We start from the raw sequence: 20,863 nt of genomic DNA, 5'->3' as shown, positions 1-20,863 counted from the left end.
CTCGCAGTGTTTCGCAGTGGAAGGCGCAGTGTTTCGCAGTGTGCTAACGTCGTCTGAACACTGCGAAACACTGCGCTTTTCCACTGCGAAACACTGCGAGAACCCACACCCGAGCCATAAGAACCACACCATGAAAATCTGGGATAAAGGCATTGCCGTTGATAAGAAAATCGAGCAGTTCACCGTCGGACGCGACCGGGAGCTGGATATGTACCTGGCGCAGTTTGATGTGCAGGCGTCGCAGGCTCAGGCCAACATGCTGGCCGGGGCGGGGCTGATTTCCGCGGCGGAAAACCAGCAGTTGCAGCAGGGCCTGCAGGAGTTGGCCGCCCAGCTGGAAGCCGGCACGTTCACCATCGGCGAAGACTTCGAGGACGTGCACTCCAAAATCGAAGCGTACCTGACCGAACACTACGGCGACGCGGGCAAGAAAATCCACACCGCCCGCTCCCGCAACGACCAGGTGCTGACGGCCATTCAGCTGTTCCTGAAAGACTACACCCGGCGCGCGGCGGCCAAAACCCTGGAGCTGGTGGAGGTGCTGCTGCAGAAGGCCGAAGTGCACAAAACCGACCTGATGCCCGGCTACACGCACTTTCAGGCGGCCATGCCCAGCTCGTTCGGGCTGTGGTTTTCGGCATACGCCGAGCACTTGCTGCTGGACCTGGCCCTGTTCGAAGCGGCCCACACCGTGGCCGACCAGAACCCGCTGGGTTCGGGCGCGGGCTTCGGTAGTTCCTTCCCCATTGACCGATTGCAGACCACCCGGGAAATGGGTTTCGGCAATCTGGCCGTGAGCAGCGTGGGAGCCCAGATGCTGCGCGGCAAAACCGAAAAAACCATGGCCTTCGCCCTGGCCGGCATGGCCGCCACCCTTGCCAAAATGAGCTACGACTTAGTGCTCTACAACGGGCAGGACATGGCCTTCGTGGAGCTGCCTAAGGAGTTCACTACCGGCAGCAGCATCATGCCCCACAAGAAAAACCCCGACGTATTCGAGCTGATCCGGGCCCGCTGCAACGCGTTGCAGGCGTTGCCCAATACGCTCATGCTGGCCACCGGCAACCTGCCCAGCGGCTACCACCGGGACTTCCAGATTCTGAAGGAAATCCTGTTCGAGCCGATGACACAGTTTCTCGATATCCTCGACATCGTGCTGTTTGCCCTGCCCCAGCTGCGCATCAAGCCCGACCTGCTCAACCAGCCCAAGTACGACGCTGTGTTCACGGTGGAGAACATCAATCAGCTGATCCAGACCGGTACGCCCTTCCGCACGGCCTACAAGCAGGTGGGCTTGGCCGTGGAGGATGGCTCGTACGTGCCGCACAAGGAGTTCCAGACCACTCACCTGGGCAGCGTGCATAACCTGGGGCTGGAAGAAATCCGGGCGAAGGTGGCGCGGTTCCGGCAGGACAGCCGGTTGGGTAGTTAAGTCTGATTTTTACCAAAAGCGAAAGGTCCCGAAACCATCTAGTTTCGGGGCCTTTTGCATTTCGGCACAAACTGAATCTATATGACAGGTTTACAAGTGAATAACCTCACCATAAGCAGCGGCGGCGGCTTCCATCACGGCCTCACTCATAGTAGGGTGCGGGTGCACCGACTTGATGATTTCGTGGCCGGTGGTTTCCAGCTTGCGGGCCACCACCACTTCGGCAATCATTTCGGTTACGTTGGCGCCAATCATGTGGGCTCCCAGCCACTCGCCATATTTCTTGTCGAAGATGACTTTCACGAAGCCGTCTTTCACGCCGCCGGCCGAGGCTTTGCCGGAGGCCGAGAACGGGAATTTACCCACCAGAATATCGTAGCCTTGCTTTTTAGCTTCGGCTTCGGTGAGGCCTACCGAGGCAATTTCCGGCGAGGCGTAGGTGCAGCCGGGAATGTTCTGGTAGTTGAGCGGCTCGGGGTGGTGACCGGCAATTTTCTCGACGCAGATAATGCCTTCGGCCGAGGCCACGTGGGCCAGCGCAGGGCCGGGTACGATGTCGCCGATGGCGTAGATACCGGGCACGTTGGTCTGGTAGAAGTCGTCCACGATAACACGGCCTTTTTCTACTTTAATGCCCAACTCTTCGATACCGATGTTTTCGAGGTTGGTTTGCACGCCCACGGCGCTCAGCACCACGTCGCACTCAATCTGCTGGTCGCCTTTGGCCGTTTTCACGGTCACGATGCAGCCGGCGCCGCTGGTATCCACCTTGGTTACCTCGGCCGAAGTCAGCACGTTTACGCCAATTTTCTTGAACGACTTCTCCATCTGGCGGCTCACTTCCTCGTCCTCCACGGGCACGATGCGGGGCAGGTATTCCACCACCGTCACCTCGGAACCCATGGTGCGGTAGAAGTAGGCAAACTCGACGCCGATGGCGCCGGAACCCACTACCACGAGGCGCTTGGGTAGCCCGGGCATCACCATAGCTTGGCGGTAGCCGATGATTTTCTTATTGTCGACGGGCATGGTGGGCAGCTCGCGCGAACGGGCGCCGGTAGCCAGAATGATGCTCTTGGCCTCCACGGTTTCCTTGGTGCCGTCGGCTTTAGTCAGCTCCACTTTGCCGGGGGCCAGCAGCTTGCCGGTACCCATCAGGGCGTCGATTTTATTCTTTTTGAACAGGAAGTTAATGCCCTTGCTCATGCCCTCGGCTACACCGCGGCTGCGCTTGATGACGGCATCGAAATCATAGCCCACACCTTCGGCCTTGAGGCCATACTCAGCGGCGTGGTTGAGGTATTCAAACACCTGGGCGCTTTTGAGCAGAGCTTTGGTAGGAATGCAGCCCCAGTTGAGGCAGATGCCGCCGAGCGACTCCCGCTCGATAACGCCGACTTTCAGACCAAGCTGCGAAGCCCGGATAGCAGCCACGTAGCCGCCGGGGCCGCTGCCGACAACGACCAGGTCGTATTGCAATGCCATGTTGTTGTACTTGAGGGTGAGATTGGGAAACCCGCGCCGGGCACGGACCCCGCAGGTGGGGCCCGGCAAAGATAGGCAGGCGGCGCAACTCGCCAACCAACGGCGGCAGCTTACTCATCGGCCCCGATGGAGGACTTAAAATAGTGGACTAGCTATATCCGTTCGGGTCGTTGCGCCGTAGAAGACCCGATTTAACTTTACAGCGCCATCAGGTCGCTTTTCTGACTGCCTTGCTCATGAACCACCGTCTACTTTCTCTGCTTTCCATCACCGGTAGCCTGCTGTTTTTCAGTGAGTGCGCCACCACCGTCGAAGCCGACAAGCCCGGTTCCGCGCAGCGCGCCATGCGCCAGGAAACCGTTGCGCCTGCTGCTACTTCCGGCACCGGTACGGAGGTAGCAACGGCTGCCACCGTAACCGCGCCGGTACCAGCGCCCGGCACGATGGAGGCCGCCGCCCGCAAATCCAGCGCCGACTACCGCAATGAAATTCGCATTGCTGATGCGACGCTTAAAGGCTCGCCCCGCAACTTCGACGCGCTGCTGACCCGGGCCAAGGCCAAAAGCCACCTCAAGGACTACGCCGACGCCATTGCCGACTACAACTTGGCCGCCCGCCTCAAGCCCACCAACGCCGAGGTGTACTACAACCGAGGCCTGAATCGCCTCAAGCTGAAGCAGTACGCCCCTGCCATCTCCGACTTCAGCAAAGCCACCCGCTACAACCCCACCGACAAGGAGGCCTTTTTCGGCCGGGGCGCGGCCCGCATGCAGATGTTTAACTTCAAAGGCGCCATTCCCGACTTCACCAAAGCCATTGAGCTGGACCCCACCTACGCCGACGCCTACGAGTACCGCGGCATCAGCTACGCCTCCATCAACAAGCCCGCCGAGGCCAAAACCGACCTCGAAAAAGCCACCCAGCTCAATCCCGAAGCCGCCAAAAGCCTGCGCCGCTACGCCGGCAAGTAATCCCCTGTCATTGTGAGGACGAAGGAAGAAGCAATCCTTGCTCTCGTGGCAGACGTTTTCCTAAACAGAAAGCCCTCCGGCAGTAGTGTAGTCCACTAACGCCGGAGGGCTTTCTGCTTAATTCACGCTTAGCGCACGGAGAGGAAGGATTGCTTCGCTCCGCTCGCAATGACAACGTACTACTTGCCAAATAACAGCTTCACATAGAAACTGGGCTGGCGCAGCCGCTCGCGCATATCCAGGTCCAGGAACATCATCGAGAGGGTTTCGGCCAGCGTGGGGTTGTTGGCGGCGCGGTTGGCTACGAAGTTGAACAGCCACGGGTAGTCGAGCAGCTTCTGCATGGCGCGGCTCAGGCGCAGCTCCTGGCCCAGGCGGTTGTACACGGCCGCGTCGTAGCCACGCAGGAAACCGGCCGAAAAGTCCGCCGCCGCCAGCGCCCGGCCCGCCCAATCGGCCGCGTGCCGCCCCGATACCATGGCATGGCTGATGCCTTCGCCCGTGAACGGGTCGATGAGCGAGGCGGCGTCGCCGAGCAGCAGGTAGTTGGGGCCCGACAGCACGCGGCGCTTAGAGCCCAGCGGCAACCCGAAGCCGCGCACCGGCCCCAGCCGCTCGGCCCCGGCAAAACGGTCTTTGAGAGCCGGGTGCGTTTGCAGGATTTCGGCTAGCCTTTCGCGCAGATTCACTTTCTTTTTTGACACGGCTTCCGTGAGCATGCCCACGCCCACGTTGGCCTCGCCGTTGGGCAGCGGAAACACCCACAGGTAGCCGGGCAGAAAATCCTGGATGAAGTGCAGCTCAATAAAATTATCGGGGTGTAGGCCCTGTACGCCACGGTAGTAGGCCCGCAGGCCGGCGCAGTGGTGGGCTGGCTCCAGCGCGTGCCCGGCCACCTGCCGCGCAAACCCCGACTGCGCGCCATTGGCCACCAACAGCAGGCGCGCTAGCGCCACGGGCGTGCCGTCAGTGGTGCGTAGCAGCCAGCGGCCGTCGGGTTGCTGCTCGGGTAGCGCCACATCAATGTTTTCGCGGAAGTCGATTTCGGGGCGGCGGCGCACTTCTTCCACCAGGAAATTATCGAAGTCGAGGCGTTTAATGATGTGGCCGGCGGCGCGGTCGTGTGCGGGGTTATAGTGCGGTTTGAAGGGCACGGCCAGCTTGCGGCCGTTGGGGGCATAGAAATCGATGCCCCAGCTGGGCACCTGGGCAGGGTCGGCGGCCAGCTGGGCGGGCAGCGCCTCCCCTATCCGGCGCAGCTCGTTGATGACTTTGCCGCTGAGGGCGTCGCCGCACACTTTGTCGCGCGGGAAGGTGGCCTTATCCAGCAGCAGGCAGCGGTGGTCAGCGGTGGCTAGGTGCAGGGCCGCCGTGGCGCCGCCGGGCCCGGCGCCCAGAATGCAGATGTCGGTTTCGAGCAATTCGTTGTTTGTTATTGATCTTTCGTTCCTCACTCTATCCGTAGGCAGTACCAACGCGCCAGAGCAGCTGCAAGGTAACCGGCGGCGCACTGGTTTCCGACGCACCGGCTTTGACAGTGCCCTACGAGCAACAAAAAACCAATAACGCACCTATCTTCGCCGCATGACAAAATTGCTCGACGGAAAAGTGGCCCTGATTACGGGCGCTTCCAAAGGAATCGGCCGCGCCATTGCGGTACATTTTGCCCAACTGGGCGCGCAGGTGGCTTTCACGTACCTCTCCAGCGTGGAGAAGGGCCAGCAGCTGGAAGAAGAGCTGGCCGCCCACGGCACCAAAGTGAAAGGTTTCCGCTCCGACGCCTCGGTGTATGCCGAAGCCGAAAAGCTGATAGACGATGTAGTGGCCGAGTTCGGTAAGCTGGATATTCTGGTGAACAACGCCGGTATCACGCAGGACGGCCTGCTGATGCGCATGAGCGAGCAGCAGTGGGACCAGGTGCTGGCTGTGAACCTGAAATCGGTGTTCAACCTCACCAAAGCCGCTACCAAGCCCATGATGCGCGCCAAAGCCGGCAGCATCATCAACATGAGCTCGGTGGTAGGCATCAAAGGCAACGCCGGCCAGAGCAACTATGCGGCCTCCAAATCGGGCATTATCGGCTTCACGAAGTCGGTGGCGCTGGAGCTGGGCTCGCGCAATATCCGCTGCAACGCGGTAGCGCCTGGATTTATTGAAACCGAAATGACCGACGCCCTCGATTCCAAGCAGGTAGACGAGTGGCGCAAAGCCATTCCGCTGCGCCGCGGCGGCACCCCCGAGGACGTGGCCAAAGCCACTGCCTTCCTCGCCTCCGACGACAGCAGCTACATCACCGGCCAGGTGCTGCAGGTAGACGGCGGCATGCTGACCTAGTTTTTTTAAACTTAGATACTAGTGCTGGTTCCCCTCCTTGGAAAGGAGGGGTTAGGGGTGGTTGATATTCGTTGAACGGTACTAGAGCTAATTCTAAAAACTGTTCAACCCGCATCAACCACCCCTAACCCCTCATTTCTAAGGAGGGGAACTAGTTTTTAGCTCTAACTGCCCACCCCACTATGCGCCGCTTGCTGCTGTTTCTGCTGCCCCTGCTGTTGCTCACGGTGCTGGCCTACCCGCGCCTGCACCGCCGCTACGACCGGCTGCGCCAGGCCCAGGCGGCTCGCACCGCCGTGCAGCAGCTAGCGCCGCGCCTGCATGACGGCGACCTGATTTTCCAGACGTCTCAATCAGCCCAGAGCCGTGCCATTCAGTTGGCTACGCATTCCGCGTACAGCCACTGCGGCATCCTGTTCCGGAAAAACGGCGAATGGCGCGTGTTTGAGGCCGTGCAGCCCGTGAGTGAAACCTCCCTAGCGGCTTGGGTGGCGCGGGGACAAGGCGGCCGCTTCGTGGTAAAGCGCCTGCGCGACGCCCAGGCCGTGCTGACGCCCCCGGTGCTGCGGAAGCTGCACGCCGCCGGCGAGCAATACCGCGGCCGCCGCTACGACCTGTACTTCGGCTGGTCGGACGAGCGAATTTACTGCTCGGAGCTGCTATGGAAGATGTACCAGCAGGCAACTGGCCGCGAAATCGGACAGCTCCAGCACCTGCGCGACTTCGACCTTTCCCACCCCGCCGTGCAGGCCAAGCTGCGCGAACGGTACGGCAGCCACCTGCCGCTGAACGAGCCGGTTATTTCCCCCGTTGCCATATTCGACAGTCCGGAGCTAGTGAAGGTGTTGCAGCGGTGAGGCTGGCATTCTGAACGCGTGGGGAATTCAAAAAGACCGTCGTGCGGAGCGCAGCGGGCCGCGCTGAGAATTGATAAGGTTAGTGACGCTGCCGACCACTTCAGCCCTACCTTGCGCCGCATCCGTAAGGGCTTCTGACTACCCTCGACTTACCTATGAGCAAAGCCGTTTTCATTGCCACCGCTGAGCCGTACAGCGGCAAATCCGTTGTGACATTGGGGCTAGTACACCTGCTGCTGGGGCAGGCGCAGCGGGTGGGCTACTTCAAGCCCATCATCACGCCCCTCGCCGACGGCCAGCCCGACTACCACATCCAGACGGTGCTGCAGCACTTCCAGCTGCCCCTCGCCTACCCCGATACCTACGCCTACACCGGCCAGGAGGCCCTGCGCATGGTGGAAGCCGGCCGCGCCGGCGAGTTGCTCGACACCATCATCCACCGCTTCAAGCAGCTGGAAGCCGCCCACGATTTTGTAGTGGTGGAAGGCACCGACTTCGTGGGCAGCAGCCTGGCCCTGGAGTTGGACCTCAACTGGCAGGTGGCCCGCAACCTGAGCGTGCCGGTGGTGCTGCTGATTTCAGGCCTCGACAAAACCGTGGAGCAGCTCGTCAACGCCGCCCTGTCCATCCGCCGCGACGCGCTGGAAAGCGAGGTGCAGGTGCTGGCGTTGGTGCTCAACCGCGTGGCCCCAGCGCAGCTGGATGAGGTACGCACCCTGCTCCGCGACCAGCTGCCGCCCGAAACCCAGCTGGCCCTTATTCCGGAAAGCGCGGCCCTGCGCAGCCCCACCATGCAGGAAATCCACGACCAATTGGGCGGGGAGTTGCTGTTTGGGGCCGACCAGCTCACCAACCCCGTCGACCACTTCATCAACGGCTCGATGCAGGTGCCCAACTTTTTGCTGCGCCTCGAGGAAAACGTGCTCATCATCACGCCCGGCGACCGGGCCGACCTTATTCTGAGTGCCCTGCAGGCCAATATGTCGGCCAGCTACCCGCGGGTGGCAGGGCTGGTGCTCACCAGCGGCTACCGGCCCGAAGACTCGGTGCTGCGCCTGATTGAGGGCCTGCCCGCGGCCGTGCCGATTCTGCTGGTGGAGTCGGGCACGTTCCAGACCACCACCCGCATCGGCAACATTCAGGCGCGCATCGGGCCGCAGCAAACCAAGAAAATCCGGCTGGCCATCCAGACGTTTGAGCGCCACCTCGATGCGCCGCGCCTGCTGGAGCAGCTCAGCACGTTTGCGCCGCGCGGCCTCACCCCGCACATGTTCCAGTACCAGTTGCTGCAGTGGGCGCGCAGCCAGCGCAAGCACATTGTGCTGCCCGAGGGCAACGACGACCGGGTGCTGCGCGCGGCGGCCCGCCTGCTGGAACAGGACGTGGTGAGCCTCACCATCCTCGGCGACCCAACCCAGATTCTGGCCGCCGCCAAGCGCCTCGGCCGCCCCCTGGACCCGCAGCGCGTGCAGCTGCTCGACCCGGCCAATTCCGCGCTGTTCCAGGGCTTCGCCGAAACCCTGTTTGAGCTGCGCCGCAGCAAAGGCGTGACCCTGGAAATGGCCCGCGACCTGATGACCGACGTGTCGTATTTCGGCTCGATGATGGTGTACAAGGGCCTGGCCGACGGCATGGTGTCGGGGGCGGTGCACACCACGCAGCACACCATTCGGCCGGCGCTGCAGTTCATCAAGACGCGGCCGGGCGTGTCGGTGGTGTCGTCGGTGTTCTTTATGTGCCTGCCGGATCGGGTGGCGGTGTTCGGCGACTGCGCCGTGAACCCCAACCCTACCGCCGAGCAGCTGGCCGAAATTGCCATTTCCTCAGCCGACAGCTCCCGGCGCTTCGGCATCGAGCCGCGGGTGGCCATGCTGTCCTACTCCTCGGGCACCTCCGGCGAGGGCGCCGATGTGGACAAGGTGCGCCAGGCCACCCAGCTCGTGCGCCAGCTCCGTCCCGATTTGCTGGTGGAAGGCCCCATCCAGTACGATGCTGCCGTGGACCCCGCCGTGGGCCAGCAGAAGCTGCCCGGCTCGCCGGTAGCCGGCCAGGCCAGCGTGCTCATCTTCCCCGATCTGAACACCGGCAACAACACCTACAAAGCCGTGCAGCGCGAAACCGGCGCCCTGGCCATTGGCCCGATGCTGCAGGGCCTGAACAAGCCCGTCAACGACCTGAGCCGCGGCTGCACCGTCGACGACATCTACAACACGGTGCTACTGACGGCCATTCAGGCACAGGGGTAGATTTGGCAGTAACAAAAAGGACCCGTTGCTTCATTTAAAGCAACGGGTCCTTTTTGTTTTTATTAGGCCAACGAAAAAAGCTTGGCGTTGTTGGGGAATTAGTATTCCGTCTGCCCATAACTGAAGCCCAATAATTGCAATATTGCTGATGTTTTATTCATAAGCCAAATTTATAACGTCGAGCCCGAACTGAAGCACAATAAAGAACAAATGTTGAGGCAATATTCGTCAAGCCCCAATAACGCCAAACCTAATGTTGGCTGCAGGCATATTTTGCTAATGTTTGTTTTGTCCAATATTAAACAAAATTTGTTCTGCACTTCTATTGTCGTTGTCTGCATTTGCAAGTTTCAAATATGCTCTTGATTTACCAATTGATTTTTTTACTCCTTCTCCTGTCAAATAAGAAAGTCCAAGAAGATAGTTTGCTTCATCAATTTCATATTGTGTGTCTTTGCAACTTGTCGATTGAAACTTTATGAAATTGTTTACAAGCAATTACTTTGTCAATTGAAACACCAATTCCATAATAGTAGCAAAGTCCAATAGTTAAAGAATAATCAGCTTTACCAACTTTGTCTGCTAAGGAATAATATTCAAAAGCTTTTTTGAAATTTTCCTTGTCTCTATAAATTGTTCCCAAATTTAATGCAGCTCTGCTTGAACCTTTGTCAATTGCCAACAAATAATTATCAATGGCTTTATTAATGTCTTTTTCACAACCTTTTCCTTCGCTTAAAAAGTCTGCCAAGTTTGTCAAGGCATCAACAACTCCATTTATCGCAGCTTTCTCATACCACGAAAATGCAGATGAAAAGTTTTGTCTAACAATGATTTCGTTTGTGGTTGTTTTAAGTCCAAAAGAGAAATGGTCTGCAACTTCATTTTGAGCAGTTGCATCACCTTTTCTTGCTTTCGCTAGTAAGTCTTTCCATGAGGTTTTGTCTAACATAAAACACTTTAAATTAAGGTGTCACAAATGCTTGCAGCCATCGGCCAAAGGCTTTCCGAAGTGGCAGCATTGGCATTCCTTCAGTTCAGCCGTTGTTCTGTTGATGATTCTTATTTTACCACTCCAAATTAGCACATAGATGCCATTTTGGGAAGCCTCTGTTATGCGCTTATATAACTAATGTTACAGAACTTCATTTACTTCTCCCGCTTCGTTGACAAACATTAGAGTCTCAGCTTTCATTACGAAATTGTCTTCATCATGCGGAACCCCCGAATTACCATATGGGTCAAGTGTTAAGTAAAACTCACCCGTATCAAGTTTCACAAATGTAATATCGGTATACCCGCCACTGGTTGGAAAGTCTTCAAATATGTATAGCTCTGTTGTTCCGCTAAACACGAGTTCAATTGTACATGGCTCAAACTTCTGTTTTCCTTTGAACTTCTTTATGTCGAGTCCTATGGAAAACCGCCTTGGCTCGTATTCCAATTTAAACGTTGTAACGTTTCCATCAGCGAAAGCGTAAATGTTCTTTGTTTCCTCAAAGTTCATGACTGCTTACTATATAGCGCATAACATTTTTATTGCCGAAGGTAGCGAGGGGGTTTGTGTTTCGGCAATATACGCTCTGTACGAAATAGTCTTTCGGTAATAGTACTGACGTTCGCCTTATTGCCGAAACCCGGTCCCTACAATCCGAGACTGTCGAGGGGAGAAACAGGTCGGCTGCGTTGAGCCATATGGGTGTAAATTTCAGTGGTTTTAATACTACTGTGCCCCAATAGGTCCTGGATAACGCGAATGTCAGTACCGGCCTCCAGCAAATGGGTTGCATAACTGTGCCGTAACATGTGCAGCGTAACGGGCCGGCGAATTCCGGCCCGCTCCGCCGCCTGCTTCACTACCAGTTGCAGGCTACGCTCACTATAAGGCTCCCCCGGCCGCTGGCCTTCAAATAGAAACGTGACTGGCCTAAACTGCCGAAACTGCTCCCGTAGTAGTTGCAGCAGGCTATCAGGCAGGGGCAGGTCCCGGTCTTTCTTCCCTTTGCCGCCTCTCACATACAGGGCCATGCGCCGGCTGTCGATGTCCTGCGGCGTAAGGGCCAGCACTTCGCCCAGGCGCAGTCCCAGCCCATAGGCCAGCATGAGCATGGCCCGATGCTTAATGTTTTCAGTGCCTTGCAAAAGTGCGCGCACCTCCACCTGGGCCAGCACTTTGGGATTGGTGAGCGGCTGCTTGGGCCGGGGCACTTCGTAGTATTGGCGCGGTTGGTTTTCTACCTGCTCGTAGTAGAATTTAATGGCGTTGATGAGCACGTTCTGGTAGGCTTCGGAGATGCCGGCGGCCACACGGCCGGCCAGGTAGTTGAGCACATCCTGTCTGCTGAGCTCCAGCGGCAGGCGCGGCGCGTGGTGCGTCAGAAACAGCTGAAATGCGCCCCGGTAGTTTTTCAGTGTGTTGGGGCTATAGCGCTTTAGGGCAATCAGCTGGCAGTAGCGGGCCAGCAGTACCTCGTGCGCGGTAGGTGGCGGCGGAGCCACGGCCAGCGCTGGTACCACTGGCACGTGCAGCGGCACCGCTGCCCGCTGGCACGCCTGCCGCAGCAGCTCCACGGCTTCGGGCGTGGCTGGCAGCCAATAGCCCCGCAGGGCGGCCCGGTACTGCACGCCAGCCGCCAGTAGCGCCGGACGCAGGGCGGCGTCGGAGTAGGGAAAGAACACCCGAAAGCCGGCCCGATCATCGGTCAGGCGGAGCGAAACCGCCGCCTTCATGGCGCCAGCGGCGACAGTTGCTCGCCCGGCTTTTTATCCAGCATCAGCAGCTGCTCCCCAATAATTTCCGTCACGTAGTGCCGCTGGCCGGCCGCGTCGTCGTAATGGCGGGTTTTGAGCTTGCCCTCCAGGTACACCAAGCTGCCTTTGCGCAGGTAGGCCTGGGCCAGCTCGGCCAGGCCGCGCCAGAGCACCACACTGTGCCAGTCGGTGCTGGTATGAGCCTGGCCGGCTTTGTCGCGGTAGGTTTCGGAGGTCGCCAGCGAGAATTTTGCTACGGCCACGTTGCCGTCCAGTATGTTGATTTCCGGGTCTTTGCCGAGGTTGCCAATGAGGGTGACTTTGTTGAGACCGCGCATGAACCCAAAATAGCGGCAATATTCCAGATTCGCTATTGCTGCCCCGTAGCTCCCGTGCTTCACGGCCTTGCCGGGGAGGGGACAGTAGCCGGCGGGCAGCTTTCCCCAAGCATCGGAATGGGCAAACAGCACGTATGCACGTTTCTGGCTGCCATCCCGACCGTGGCCAGAGCACCGGCCGCACCCCGGCCTCCGCCTGATCCAGTACGGGCCGGCGCCGCGGCGCTCCGGATTCTATCCGGTAGCTTGCGCCCCGCTACGCCAACAAAACACCTTTCTTTTTTATCCCACCACCCAACCAACCTACATGGCCTCCGGACTTTTTGCCTTACTAGATGATATTTCGGCTTTAGTGAAAGTCAGTGCCGCCAGCCTGGACGATGTGCCGGCGCAGGTGGCAAAAACCACCGGCAAGGTGTCGGGCATCGTAATTGACGACACGGCCGTGACCCCCAAGTACGTGGTGGGCCTCGACCCCAGCCGGGAGCTGTCCATCATCTACCAGATTGCCAAAAAGTCGCTGTTCAACAAGCTGCTGATTCTGACGCCGGCGGCGCTGGTGCTGGGCTACTTCGCGCCCTGGGCCATTACGCCCATCCTGATGCTGGGCGGGGCTTACTTGTGCTACGAGGGCTACGAGAAGGTGCATTCCATGTTCAGCAAGCACCCCGAGACCCACGCGGAAACCGAGCAGCTGGAAACCATTACGCCGGAGGAGCTGGAAAAGCAGCGCGTGGCCGGCGCCGTCCGCACCGACATCATTTTGTCGGCCGAAATTATGGCCATTGCCTACAGTCAGGTAACCGACCAGCCCATCGTGAACCAGATTGTGGTGATGCTGGCCGTGGCGGTGTTTATCACGGTGGCCGTGTACGGCTTCGTGGGGCTGATTGTGAAGGCCGACGACATCGGCCTGCACCTGGCCGAGGGCGACAACAGCGCAGCCACCAAGAGCTTCGGCCGCGGCCTTGTGAAGTTCATGCCGAAGTTTCTCAGCATCCTGAGCTACGTGGGCACCGCCGCCATGCTGTGGGTGGGCGCCGAAATCATTGCCCACGGCATCCCGTTCACCGCCCACCTGCTGCACGAGCTGGAAGTAGCCCTGGCCTCCATGCCCGCCGTGGCCTGGCTGGCCAAAGTAGTGGCCTGCGGCTTGGGCGGTCTGGTGGTTGGCTTCGTGGTTGACCAGGTAGTACGACTGGTAAAGAAGCTGCTGCCGGCCAAGAAGGAGGTAGCGCAGTAGCGCGAACTTTGCAGTTCGCGCCCCAGCATCTTGAATAGACCGTCATGCTGAGCTTGCCGAAGCATCTCTACCGCTTCGCACAAATCATCCAACGAAGCGGTAGAGATGCTTCGGCAAGCTCAGCATGACGGTCTGGTGTTTTGTCGACCTCCCAAGCAGCTCCTATTTCTCCCGCCTCTCCCCATGCACATCTTCGTCATCAACTCCGGCAGCAGCTCGCTGAAGTACCAACTGTTTCGCTGGCCGCAGGAGCAGCCGCTGGCCCGCGGGCTGGTGGAGCGCATCGGCCTGCCCGATGGCCAGCTCACGCACACCACCCTACTGCCCGACGGCCAGGAGCACACCGAGCGCCACACCCTGCCCATCCCCGACCACCGCACCGGCCTGGAACAGGCCATGCGCCTGCTCACCGACCCTGAAACCGGCGTGCTGCCCGATCCGGCCGACGTGCAGCTGGTGGGCCACCGCGCCGTGCACGGCGGCGAGGAATTCCGGGAGCCGACGCTGGTGACGCCAGAGGTGAAGGCCCGCATTCGGGAGCTGTTTCCGCTGGCCCCGCTGCACAATCCGGCCAACCTGCTGGGTATGGAGGTGGCCGAGCAGCTGTTTACGCAGGCCCGGCAGGTGGCGGTGTTCGACACGGCGTTTCATAGCACGCTGCCGCCCCACGCCTACCGCTTCGCGCTGCCCGAGGAGCTGTATACCAAGCACGGGCTGCGCGCCTACGGCTTCCACGGCACCAGCCACCAGTTTGTGAGCCGCGAAACCCTGCGCTACCTGGGCCAGCCCGACGCCCGCGTGATTACAGTGCACCTGGGCAACGGCTGCAGCATGACCGCCACCGTGGCCGGCCGCGCCGTGGATACCAGCATGGGCTTCGGCCCCATGAACGGGCTGGTGATGGGCACCCGCGCCGGCGACACCGACCAGGCCGTCATTTTCCACTTGGTAGAGCAGCTGGGCTACTCGCTCGACGACGTGAAGAACCTGCTCAACAAGGAAAGCGGCATGCTCGGCCTCACCGGCCACAGCGACATGCGCGACATCACGCGCCAACTCAACGAAGGCGACCCGCGCGCCCGCCTCGCTTACGACCTCTACGCCCACCGCATCAAGAAGTACCTCGGCAGCTTCCTGGCCATCCTCAACGGAGCCGAGGCGGTGGTGTTCACGGGCGGCGTGGGCGAAAACGACGCGCTGGTGCGCCAGCTGGTGTGCGCCAACCTGGACTTCCTGGGCATCCAGCTCGATGAAACCGAAAACGCCCGCCGCGCCCCCGGCATCCGCGACTTATCGGCGGCCGGCAGCCGGGTGCGGGTGCTGGTGGTGCCTACCAACGAGGAGCTGGAAATTGCGCGGCTGTGCGCGGAGGTGGTGATGTATTGATGATTTTCTCGCCTTCGCCTTTTTTCGGAATAGGATCTGAAAGCGCAGAGTACGGCTCATACGAATGTTGAAAAGCGAGAATTGACGACAATACTTCAATCTTACTTTTTGAACATTTTCCCGTGTAACTCTTGGAATATATCTTTCCCTGAACTCGAAAAGCTGAGTACTACAGATTCCTCTCCTAGGACTGGCAGATAAACCACGTACCCATTGCCATCCATCATGTCATGGAATTGCCTTGCCTGCAGGCTGGCAGGCACAAAATCCTGAATGTACCGTAGCACAGTAGCTTCCTGGGAAGAGGTTAGTATCTGGCGTTTATGCAGCAGAAACTTTCTGTCTGTCCGGTAGGAACATTCTGTTGAGTCTACCCAGTATTCGGCCAGAAAAGGACGCTTGGTGTTTATCATTTCCTCGTAGCCTATCTCCCGATGATCTACCTCCTCCTGATACACCTTAATCATTTCGCGGTGCCCACCCCACTCCCCACACCCGGCATATTCAACCTGGATACAGATTGTGTCTTGGTATCTGATGTTGGGTAAACCCTGCAGACTGTGGGCGGGCGGCAAAAGCAGCTTCGGCAACAGCACAAACGCCGCGCACATCAGCACAAACAAAACGGGAACTACCTTCTGGAGCATAGCGGGGCCTGATTACGCACCAAGGTAAGCGGCAACACGTTTCCTTCTGTCTTCTCCCCCCGCAACCTGCTACCTTCGCTACCCGGCCTTGGCGCGCTACGCAACTCTGTGGCGCTTGCCGGGGTTCTTAGCCTGCTCACTCGCTATTTCCGTCTTTTGATTTCTATAGCTGCTTCTCCCTGGTTGATTTTGCCGTGCCTGCTAGCGGGCGCGGCCTATGCGGCGCTGCTTTACTCGGCCAAGGCGCCCTGGAGCCGCCGCCTGAACTACGGGCTGGCGGCGCTGCGCTTCGTGGTGGTGAGCTTCCTGTGTTTCCTGCTGCTCTCACCGTTCATCAACACCACGACCACCACCACCGAAAAGCCCACCATCGTGCTGGCCGTCGACAACTCGCAGTCGGTAGCGCTGTTTACGCCCCGGCCGGTGCTGAGCCAGACCACCAGCGGGTTGCGGCAAATGGCCGCCGCGCTGCAAGCCAAGGGCTTCACGGTGGAAACCCGCCCGCTCATCGGCCCGGCGCGTTCCGCCGACTCGCTACGCTTTACGGCCGCCTCCACCGACCTTAATGCCCTGCTGAGTGGCATTCAGGAAAGCTACGAGGGCCGCAACCTAGCCGGCGTGGTGCTGGCCTCCGATGGCATCGTGAACCAGGGCCAGTCGCCGACTTTCTCGGAGTTTCGGTTCCCGATTTACAGCCTGGCCCTGGGCGACACAGTACCGAAGAAAGACCTCAATATTCCTGCCCTTACCTACAACCGCGTAGCGTTCAGTGGCAACCGGTTTCCCATTGAAGCCGACCTCACCTACGACGGGTTTGCGGGCGGCGCGGCCGTGGTGCAGCTGCGCGAAAACGGCCGCGTGCTCCAGACCCGGCGCGTGGCACTACCGGCAGGCCAGCGGCGCACCAAGGTGGCCTTTACGGTGGTGGCTCCTGCGCCCGGCAAGCGCCGCTACGAAGTGGTGGTGGAGCGCCAGGCCGGCGAATTCACAGCTCTCAACAACAATAAGTTTGCTTACCTCGAAGTGGTGAAAGGCAAGCTGCGGGTGCTGCTGGCCGGCGCCGTCCCCCACCCCGACCTTAAGGCCCTGCGCGCCGCCATCCAGGGCAACGACAACTTCGACCTTGTCACCTACCTGCCCGGCATCAACCCCCTGAAAGCCGGCCAGGACTACGATGTGGCCATTCTGCACCAGCTGCCGGCCCGCTCCGGCGTGGGGGCCGAGGTGCTGGCCGAGGTGCGCCGCCGCCGCACTCCGGCCCTCTACGTGCTGGGCGCACAGTCCGATTTCCCCGCCTATAACGCCCTCGGTACAGGCCTCACGGTGCAGCCCCGCAGCTCCCAGACCGACGACGTGACGCCGACGCTCAACCCGGCTTTTTCGCGCTTCACCTTCGAGGACGACGCCCTGCGCCGTTTTGCCGCCTACCCGCCCGCCCCGGTGCCGTTCGGCGACTACCGGCTGGGCGGCGGCGCTGAAGCCGCGCTCTGGCAGCAGGTGGGCCGGGTACGCACTCAGAAGCCGCTGCTGATCTTCGGCGGCACGCCGCAGCAGCGCCAGGCCACTTTGCTCACCGAAGGCAGCTGGCAGTGGCGCTTGCAGGAAGCCGTGGAACACGACGACCGGCCCGAAGCTTACGACCGGCTGGTGAACCGCACGCTGCAGCTGCTCACGCAGAACGCCAACAAGAAGCGCCTCGACGTGTACCCCACGCAGGATGTGTTCAGCTCGCAGGACGACGTGACCTTCGCGGCCGAAACCTACAACACCATCTTCGAACGCACTTACGGCCAGCAAATCACGCTCACGCTCACCGATGAGCAGCAGAAAGCCCGCACGTTCACATATACCAATGCCGAAGACGGCGCGCCGCTGCACTTGGGCGCGCTGCCCGGCGGCCTCTACCGCTACGTGGCCCGCGCCACCCTTTCGGGCCAGGCGCAGCAGGACCGCGGCGAGGTACTAGTGCAGGAGCAGCAGCTTGAAGCCCTGCAGAGCCGCGCCGACCACAACCTGCTCTACCAGCTGGCCCGCCGCAGCAACTCCCGCCTCTACTTCCCGCAGCAGTTTCAGCAGCTCACCAACGACATCCTCAAGGCCGACTACAAGCCCGTCATTTACTCGCAGGAAGACTTAAAAGACCTGATCAACCTGAAGTGGCTGTTTTTCGTGCTGCTGGCGCTGGCCACGCTGGAATGGGCTACCCGCAAGTATTCTGGCGGGGTGTAATGAGTTGAACGGTGTAGAGACGCGACACTTCGCGTCGCGTCGTTGAACGGTCTTGGCACTTCGCCTACAGAACAACATCACCAACAACAAGACGCGAAGTGTCGCGTCTCTACATTGTTCTACAGCCGGCACATACTCTGGCGCAATAATGCGTGGTACCTTTGCGCCATGCGTTACATTCTGCTCAACAAGCCCTACGAAGTTCTCACACAGTTCACCGACGAAGCCGGGCGCCAGACACTCAAGGATTTCGTGGCCGTGCCCGACATTTATCCGGTGGGCCGGCTGGACTACGACTCGGAAGGCCTCGTGCTGCTCACCGACGACAAGCAGCTGCAGCACCGCCTGTCGGAGCCGCGCTTCAAGGTGCCGAAAACGTATTGGGTGCAGGTAGAAGGTATTCCGACCGCAGAAGCCCTGGAAAACCTGCGCCGCGGCGTTGACCTGAAAACCGGCTATACCAGCCCCGCTGAGGTGGAGATGCTACCGGAAGCTCCCCAGCTTTGGGAGCGCAGCAAGCCAGTGCGTTTCCGGGCTGCCATTCCCACTAGCTGGGTGCAGATCCGGATTTCGCAGGGCATGAACCGGCAGGTGCGCAAAATGACGGCTGCCGTGGGCTACCCCACCCTGCGCCTCGTGCGCTCCAGCATCGCCGACTTGGCCGTAGCTGAACTGCAGCCCGGCCAGTGGCGCGAGCTGACTGAAGCCGAAGTGCAAACCCTGCGCGAAGACATGGCCGCCCAGACGGCCGCTGCCGGCACCTATAAACCCACCACCAAAACCTCGGAATACTGGCCCGGCGGCGTGCGCCCGGCCACCAGCAAAACCGGCCAGAACAGCGCCGGCGGCTACAACCGGGGCGGGTTTGGCGGCCAGGGCGGCGCCAAAGCCGGCACTGCCGATGGTCGCGCTGCCGGCAGCCGCGGTGCCGGCCGGCCGGGCACGTTCAGCGCCAAACCCTCCAACGGCAAGCCGAAGAATGCCTCACCCGGCAAAACTGGTAGCAAGCCCGGCCCGAAATCGGCGGGGCGGGGCACGGCGGGCCGCAAGCCCGGTCCCGCCGGTGGCGGCCGTAGCAGCCGCGGCTAGTGGCCGATACTGCTTACTGAGCGTGCTATTTGCGCTAGATATAAGAGCGAGTTCCCCTTCCTTTCCAAGGAGGGAAACTCGCTTTTCGCTTTAATTTCGGCTTTGTATATGTCCCCTATCCTAAAGCGGCTCCTCGTCTGCCTCTTGCTGGCAGCTATATCCCTAAACGCCGTGGCGTTCTTCCATGCCTGGCGCTTCACGCATTTCACCACTGAACCCGGCTCCCACACCGATAACCCAGAGCAATTGACGGCGCTGCAGAAAGTGGGGATTCTGCTTACGGGCATCAAAAACCCCAAGCCTGTCAACCAGCAGACGCCGGACTTTCCGTACCGCACGGTGTACCTCGCCAGCCCCAACGGCCGGCTGGAATTATGGTATGCGCCGGTGCCGGAGCCGCGCGGCACCGTGGCACTGTTTCACGGCTACACCAGCTCTAAAAGCAAGCTTCTGACCGAAGCCGCTTACTTCCGCCACCTCGGCTACAGCGTGCTGCTCACCGATTTTGCCGGCAATGGCGGCTCCGAGGGCAACGTCTGTACCGTGGGCCACCACGAGGCCAACGACGTAGCCACGGCCGTACGCTGGCTACAGCAGCAACCCGGCCCAGTGTTCGTCTACGCCAACTCCATGGGTGCCGTGGCTACGTTGCGCGCTGAAGCCGAACTGGATATCCGGCCCGATGCCAACATATTGGAGTGCCCCTACGGCTCGATGTTGCAGACCGCCCAAAGCCGCTTCCGGTCCATGCACGTGCCGCCCTTCCCCATGGCCAACTTGCTAGTGCTGTGGGGCGGACTGGCCAACAACTTCTGGGCCTTCGACCTAGACGCCACGCGCTACGCGGCGCGCACCAGCACGCCCACGCTGCTACTCTGGGGCGCCGCCGACCCGCGCGTAACCCGTGCCGAAACCGACGGCATTTATGCGGCCTTGCGTGGCCCAAAGCAGCGGCAGGATTTCCCCGGCTCCGGCCACGAACCCTACTGGTGGAAAAATAAAGCTCTGTGGGAGCAGACGATTCAGAAGTTTACGAATGCATACTCAAATCAATTAATAGCTAATGGACCTTCTGCAAAGGATTCAACGCTGGTATATCCTCAACTGCAACGGTGATTGGGAGCACACATATGGGGTTTCTGTCTGGCATGGTATATCCGTACAAACATTAGATAATCCTGGCTGGATAGTCTCGATAGATCTAACAGATACATGTATCAGGCAAACGACTATTAGTTATGTATCGCATGACAGGAGTGCAACTGACTGGTTCAGCTATAAAGTAGAGAATGGCAAATTTGAAGCATTTGGAGGCCCTGAAAACCTCACTGAAATTCTGAGTTTCTTCCTCGACACCTTTATACCAGCCCATATAGACCCAGAGTCTACCCTTGAGATACATCTACCTGTGCAAGGCTACCAAAATCAGCTGTGGTTGAAAGCGGAGGCAAGGATGCTTTCAGAGTCAACAGTGGAAATCATTTCTATTGCCGACGTAGGACAAGCACAAAACTATAAATGGGGTGCAGATGCGGATCTTCAGTTGTTCGGTGGAAGCTTCTATGGGCTTACGAAATTCCACACCGATTATACACCAGGAGATAATGTAGACCCACAAGTATTCCAGTCCGAGGACAACACACTACGCACCTTCTTGGTAGCACCGGCTAAAAGCTAGACTCTTTACTCTACCCTGCCCCCGTGTCAGCATATCCTGCCGAGCTTATTTGCGTAAAAGCCAGACCGTCGCGAAACCACTTAGCGAACTGCTCATAAATGACAATCTGTCACGAAAAAGCAGGCTTTTTGCGGCTGGTACGCGTCTTGTAACTCCCCAAGAGCGAGCACTTCGCAT

The 20,863-nt window shown here is 59.5% G+C and carries 18 protein-coding genes; 11 read left to right on the top strand and 7 right to left on the bottom strand.

The window, feature by feature from the left end:
- Positions 1 to 130 precede the first annotated feature (130 nt).
- A complete protein-coding gene (argH, locus tag H8B14_RS07705; protein WP_187315032.1) occupies positions 131 to 1,432 on the top strand; it encodes an argininosuccinate lyase in 1,302 nt (433 codons plus the stop codon).
- A gap of 90 nt (positions 1,433 to 1,522) precedes the next feature.
- On the opposite strand, the gene lpdA is transcribed toward argH, so the two are convergent.
- The gene (lpdA, locus tag H8B14_RS07700; protein ID WP_187315031.1) at positions 1,523 to 2,917 is read right to left on the bottom strand and encodes a dihydrolipoyl dehydrogenase; all 1,395 of its coding nucleotides are present in this window, start codon (positions 2,915 to 2,917) and stop codon (positions 1,523 to 1,525) included.
- A gap of 236 nt (positions 2,918 to 3,153) precedes the next feature.
- Here lpdA and H8B14_RS07695 point away from each other — a divergent pair, with 236 nt between their 5' ends.
- Entirely contained in the window at positions 3,154 to 3,888 is a 735-nt protein-coding gene (locus tag H8B14_RS07695) for a tetratricopeptide repeat protein (RefSeq protein ID WP_187315030.1), read from the top strand.
- A gap of 179 nt (positions 3,889 to 4,067) precedes the next feature.
- Here the strand turns inward: H8B14_RS07695 and H8B14_RS07690 are convergent, their stop codons facing one another.
- Entirely contained in the window at positions 4,068 to 5,309 is a 1,242-nt protein-coding gene (locus tag H8B14_RS07690; protein ID WP_187315029.1) for an NAD(P)/FAD-dependent oxidoreductase, read from the bottom strand.
- A gap of 163 nt (positions 5,310 to 5,472) precedes the next feature.
- Here H8B14_RS07690 and fabG point away from each other — a divergent pair, with 163 nt between their 5' ends.
- From fabG to pta, 3 genes are all read left to right on the top strand, one after another.
- The gene (fabG, locus tag H8B14_RS07685) at positions 5,473 to 6,222 is read left to right on the top strand and encodes a 3-oxoacyl-[acyl-carrier-protein] reductase (RefSeq protein WP_187315028.1); all 750 of its coding nucleotides are present in this window, start codon (positions 5,473 to 5,475) and stop codon (positions 6,220 to 6,222) included.
- A gap of 182 nt (positions 6,223 to 6,404) precedes the next feature.
- Complete coding sequence (locus H8B14_RS07680) at positions 6,405 to 7,079, top strand: YiiX family permuted papain-like enzyme (RefSeq protein WP_187315027.1); 675 nt, start codon at positions 6,405 to 6,407, stop codon at positions 7,077 to 7,079.
- Between the two features lie 155 nt (positions 7,080 to 7,234).
- Positions 7,235 to 9,325: a phosphate acetyltransferase gene (pta, locus tag H8B14_RS07675; RefSeq protein ID WP_187315026.1), complete on the top strand. Its 2,091-nt coding sequence runs from the start codon at positions 7,235 to 7,237 to the stop codon at positions 9,323 to 9,325.
- A 439-nt stretch (positions 9,326 to 9,764) separates the two neighbouring features.
- Here pta and H8B14_RS07670 read toward each other — a convergent pair whose 3' ends face one another.
- The 4 genes from H8B14_RS07670 to H8B14_RS07655 form a co-directional block, all read right to left on the bottom strand.
- Positions 9,765 to 10,277, bottom strand: a complete 513-nt coding sequence (locus H8B14_RS07670) for a tetratricopeptide repeat protein (protein ID WP_187315025.1) — start codon at positions 10,275 to 10,277, stop codon at positions 9,765 to 9,767.
- A 183-nt stretch (positions 10,278 to 10,460) separates the two neighbouring features.
- On the bottom strand, positions 10,461 to 10,832 hold the full coding sequence (locus H8B14_RS07665) for a hypothetical protein (RefSeq protein ID WP_187315024.1): 372 nt from the start codon (positions 10,830 to 10,832) through the stop codon (positions 10,461 to 10,463).
- A gap of 137 nt (positions 10,833 to 10,969) precedes the next feature.
- Complete coding sequence (locus H8B14_RS07660; RefSeq protein WP_187315023.1) at positions 10,970 to 12,055, bottom strand: tyrosine-type recombinase/integrase; 1,086 nt, start codon at positions 12,053 to 12,055, stop codon at positions 10,970 to 10,972.
- Entirely contained in the window at positions 12,052 to 12,414 is a 363-nt protein-coding gene (locus tag H8B14_RS07655) for a single-stranded DNA-binding protein (RefSeq protein ID WP_187315022.1), read from the bottom strand. The genes H8B14_RS07660 and H8B14_RS07655 overlap by 4 nt, the downstream gene beginning before the upstream one ends.
- A 307-nt stretch (positions 12,415 to 12,721) precedes the next feature.
- Between H8B14_RS07655 and H8B14_RS07650 the strand changes: the two genes are divergently transcribed.
- Both H8B14_RS07650 and H8B14_RS07645 read left to right on the top strand, forming a co-directional pair.
- Positions 12,722 to 13,657 carry a DUF808 domain-containing protein gene (locus H8B14_RS07650; protein WP_187315021.1) on the top strand — a complete coding sequence of 312 codons (936 nt, stop codon included), beginning with the start codon at positions 12,722 to 12,724 and terminating at the stop codon, positions 13,655 to 13,657.
- A gap of 183 nt (positions 13,658 to 13,840) precedes the next feature.
- Positions 13,841 to 15,043: an acetate/propionate family kinase gene (locus tag H8B14_RS07645; protein WP_187315020.1), complete on the top strand. Its 1,203-nt coding sequence runs from the start codon at positions 13,841 to 13,843 to the stop codon at positions 15,041 to 15,043.
- A 101-nt stretch (positions 15,044 to 15,144) separates the two neighbouring features.
- Here H8B14_RS07645 and H8B14_RS07640 read toward each other — a convergent pair whose 3' ends face one another.
- Positions 15,145 to 15,690, bottom strand: a complete 546-nt coding sequence (locus tag H8B14_RS07640) for a hypothetical protein (protein ID WP_187315019.1) — start codon at positions 15,688 to 15,690, stop codon at positions 15,145 to 15,147.
- Between the two features lie 189 nt (positions 15,691 to 15,879).
- Here H8B14_RS07640 and H8B14_RS07635 point away from each other — a divergent pair, with 189 nt between their 5' ends.
- The 4 genes from H8B14_RS07635 to H8B14_RS07620 all read left to right on the top strand — a co-directional run bounded on the left by H8B14_RS07635 (position 15,880) and on the right by H8B14_RS07620 (position 20,686).
- Positions 15,880 to 17,919, top strand: coding sequence for a VWA domain-containing protein (locus H8B14_RS07635; RefSeq protein ID WP_187315018.1), 2,040 nt, complete (start codon positions 15,880 to 15,882; stop codon positions 17,917 to 17,919).
- A 168-nt stretch (positions 17,920 to 18,087) separates the two neighbouring features.
- Positions 18,088 to 19,008 (top strand): pseudouridine synthase, encoded by a 921-nt coding sequence (locus H8B14_RS20865; protein WP_222840561.1) that lies wholly within the window; start codon positions 18,088 to 18,090, stop codon positions 19,006 to 19,008.
- A gap of 108 nt (positions 19,009 to 19,116) precedes the next feature.
- Positions 19,117 to 20,124, top strand: coding sequence for an alpha/beta hydrolase (locus H8B14_RS07625; protein WP_187315017.1), 1,008 nt, complete (start codon positions 19,117 to 19,119; stop codon positions 20,122 to 20,124).
- A complete protein-coding gene (locus tag H8B14_RS07620) occupies positions 20,072 to 20,686 on the top strand; it encodes an immunity 53 family protein (RefSeq protein ID WP_187315016.1) in 615 nt (204 codons plus the stop codon). Before H8B14_RS07625 ends, H8B14_RS07620 begins: the two co-directional genes overlap by 53 nt.
- The last annotated feature ends 177 nt before the right edge of the window (positions 20,687 to 20,863 follow it).

The sequence above is a fragment of the Hymenobacter puniceus genome (assembly GCF_014333525.1).
In the GTDB taxonomy this organism is placed as follows: domain Bacteria; phylum Bacteroidota; class Bacteroidia; order Cytophagales; family Hymenobacteraceae; genus Hymenobacter.
The sequence above is the reverse complement of the archived record's forward strand: the minus strand, read 5'-3'. Positions and strand labels throughout refer to the sequence as shown.

Bases quoted from the DNA above. Each gene is read 5' to 3' on its own strand.
- argH (WP_187315032.1), top strand. From the start codon at position 131: ATGAAAATCTGGGATAAAGGCATTGCCGTTGATAAGAAAATCGAGCAG.
- lpdA (WP_187315031.1), bottom strand. From the start codon at position 2,917: ATGGCATTGCAATACGACCTGGTCGTTGTCGGCAGCGGCCCCGGCGGC.
- H8B14_RS07695 (WP_187315030.1), top strand. From the start codon at position 3,154: ATGAACCACCGTCTACTTTCTCTGCTTTCCATCACCGGTAGCCTGCTG.
- fabG (WP_187315028.1), top strand. From the start codon at position 5,473: ATGACAAAATTGCTCGACGGAAAAGTGGCCCTGATTACGGGCGCTTCC.
- H8B14_RS07680 (WP_187315027.1), top strand. From the start codon at position 6,405: ATGCGCCGCTTGCTGCTGTTTCTGCTGCCCCTGCTGTTGCTCACGGTG.
- pta (WP_187315026.1), top strand. From the start codon at position 7,235: ATGAGCAAAGCCGTTTTCATTGCCACCGCTGAGCCGTACAGCGGCAAA.
- H8B14_RS07670 (WP_187315025.1), bottom strand. From the start codon at position 10,277: ATGTTAGACAAAACCTCATGGAAAGACTTACTAGCGAAAGCAAGAAAA.
- H8B14_RS07665 (WP_187315024.1), bottom strand. From the start codon at position 10,832: ATGAACTTTGAGGAAACAAAGAACATTTACGCTTTCGCTGATGGAAAC.
- H8B14_RS07660 (WP_187315023.1), bottom strand. From the start codon at position 12,055: ATGAAGGCGGCGGTTTCGCTCCGCCTGACCGATGATCGGGCCGGCTTT.
- H8B14_RS07655 (WP_187315022.1), bottom strand. From the start codon at position 12,414: ATGCGCGGTCTCAACAAAGTCACCCTCATTGGCAACCTCGGCAAAGAC.
- H8B14_RS07650 (WP_187315021.1), top strand. From the start codon at position 12,722: ATGGCCTCCGGACTTTTTGCCTTACTAGATGATATTTCGGCTTTAGTG.
- H8B14_RS07645 (WP_187315020.1), top strand. From the start codon at position 13,841: ATGCACATCTTCGTCATCAACTCCGGCAGCAGCTCGCTGAAGTACCAA.
- H8B14_RS07640 (WP_187315019.1), bottom strand. From the start codon at position 15,690: ATGCTCCAGAAGGTAGTTCCCGTTTTGTTTGTGCTGATGTGCGCGGCG.
- H8B14_RS20865 (WP_222840561.1), top strand. From the start codon at position 18,088: ATGCGTTACATTCTGCTCAACAAGCCCTACGAAGTTCTCACACAGTTC.
- H8B14_RS07625 (WP_187315017.1), top strand. From the start codon at position 19,117: ATGTCCCCTATCCTAAAGCGGCTCCTCGTCTGCCTCTTGCTGGCAGCT.
- H8B14_RS07620 (WP_187315016.1), top strand. From the start codon at position 20,072: ATGGACCTTCTGCAAAGGATTCAACGCTGGTATATCCTCAACTGCAAC.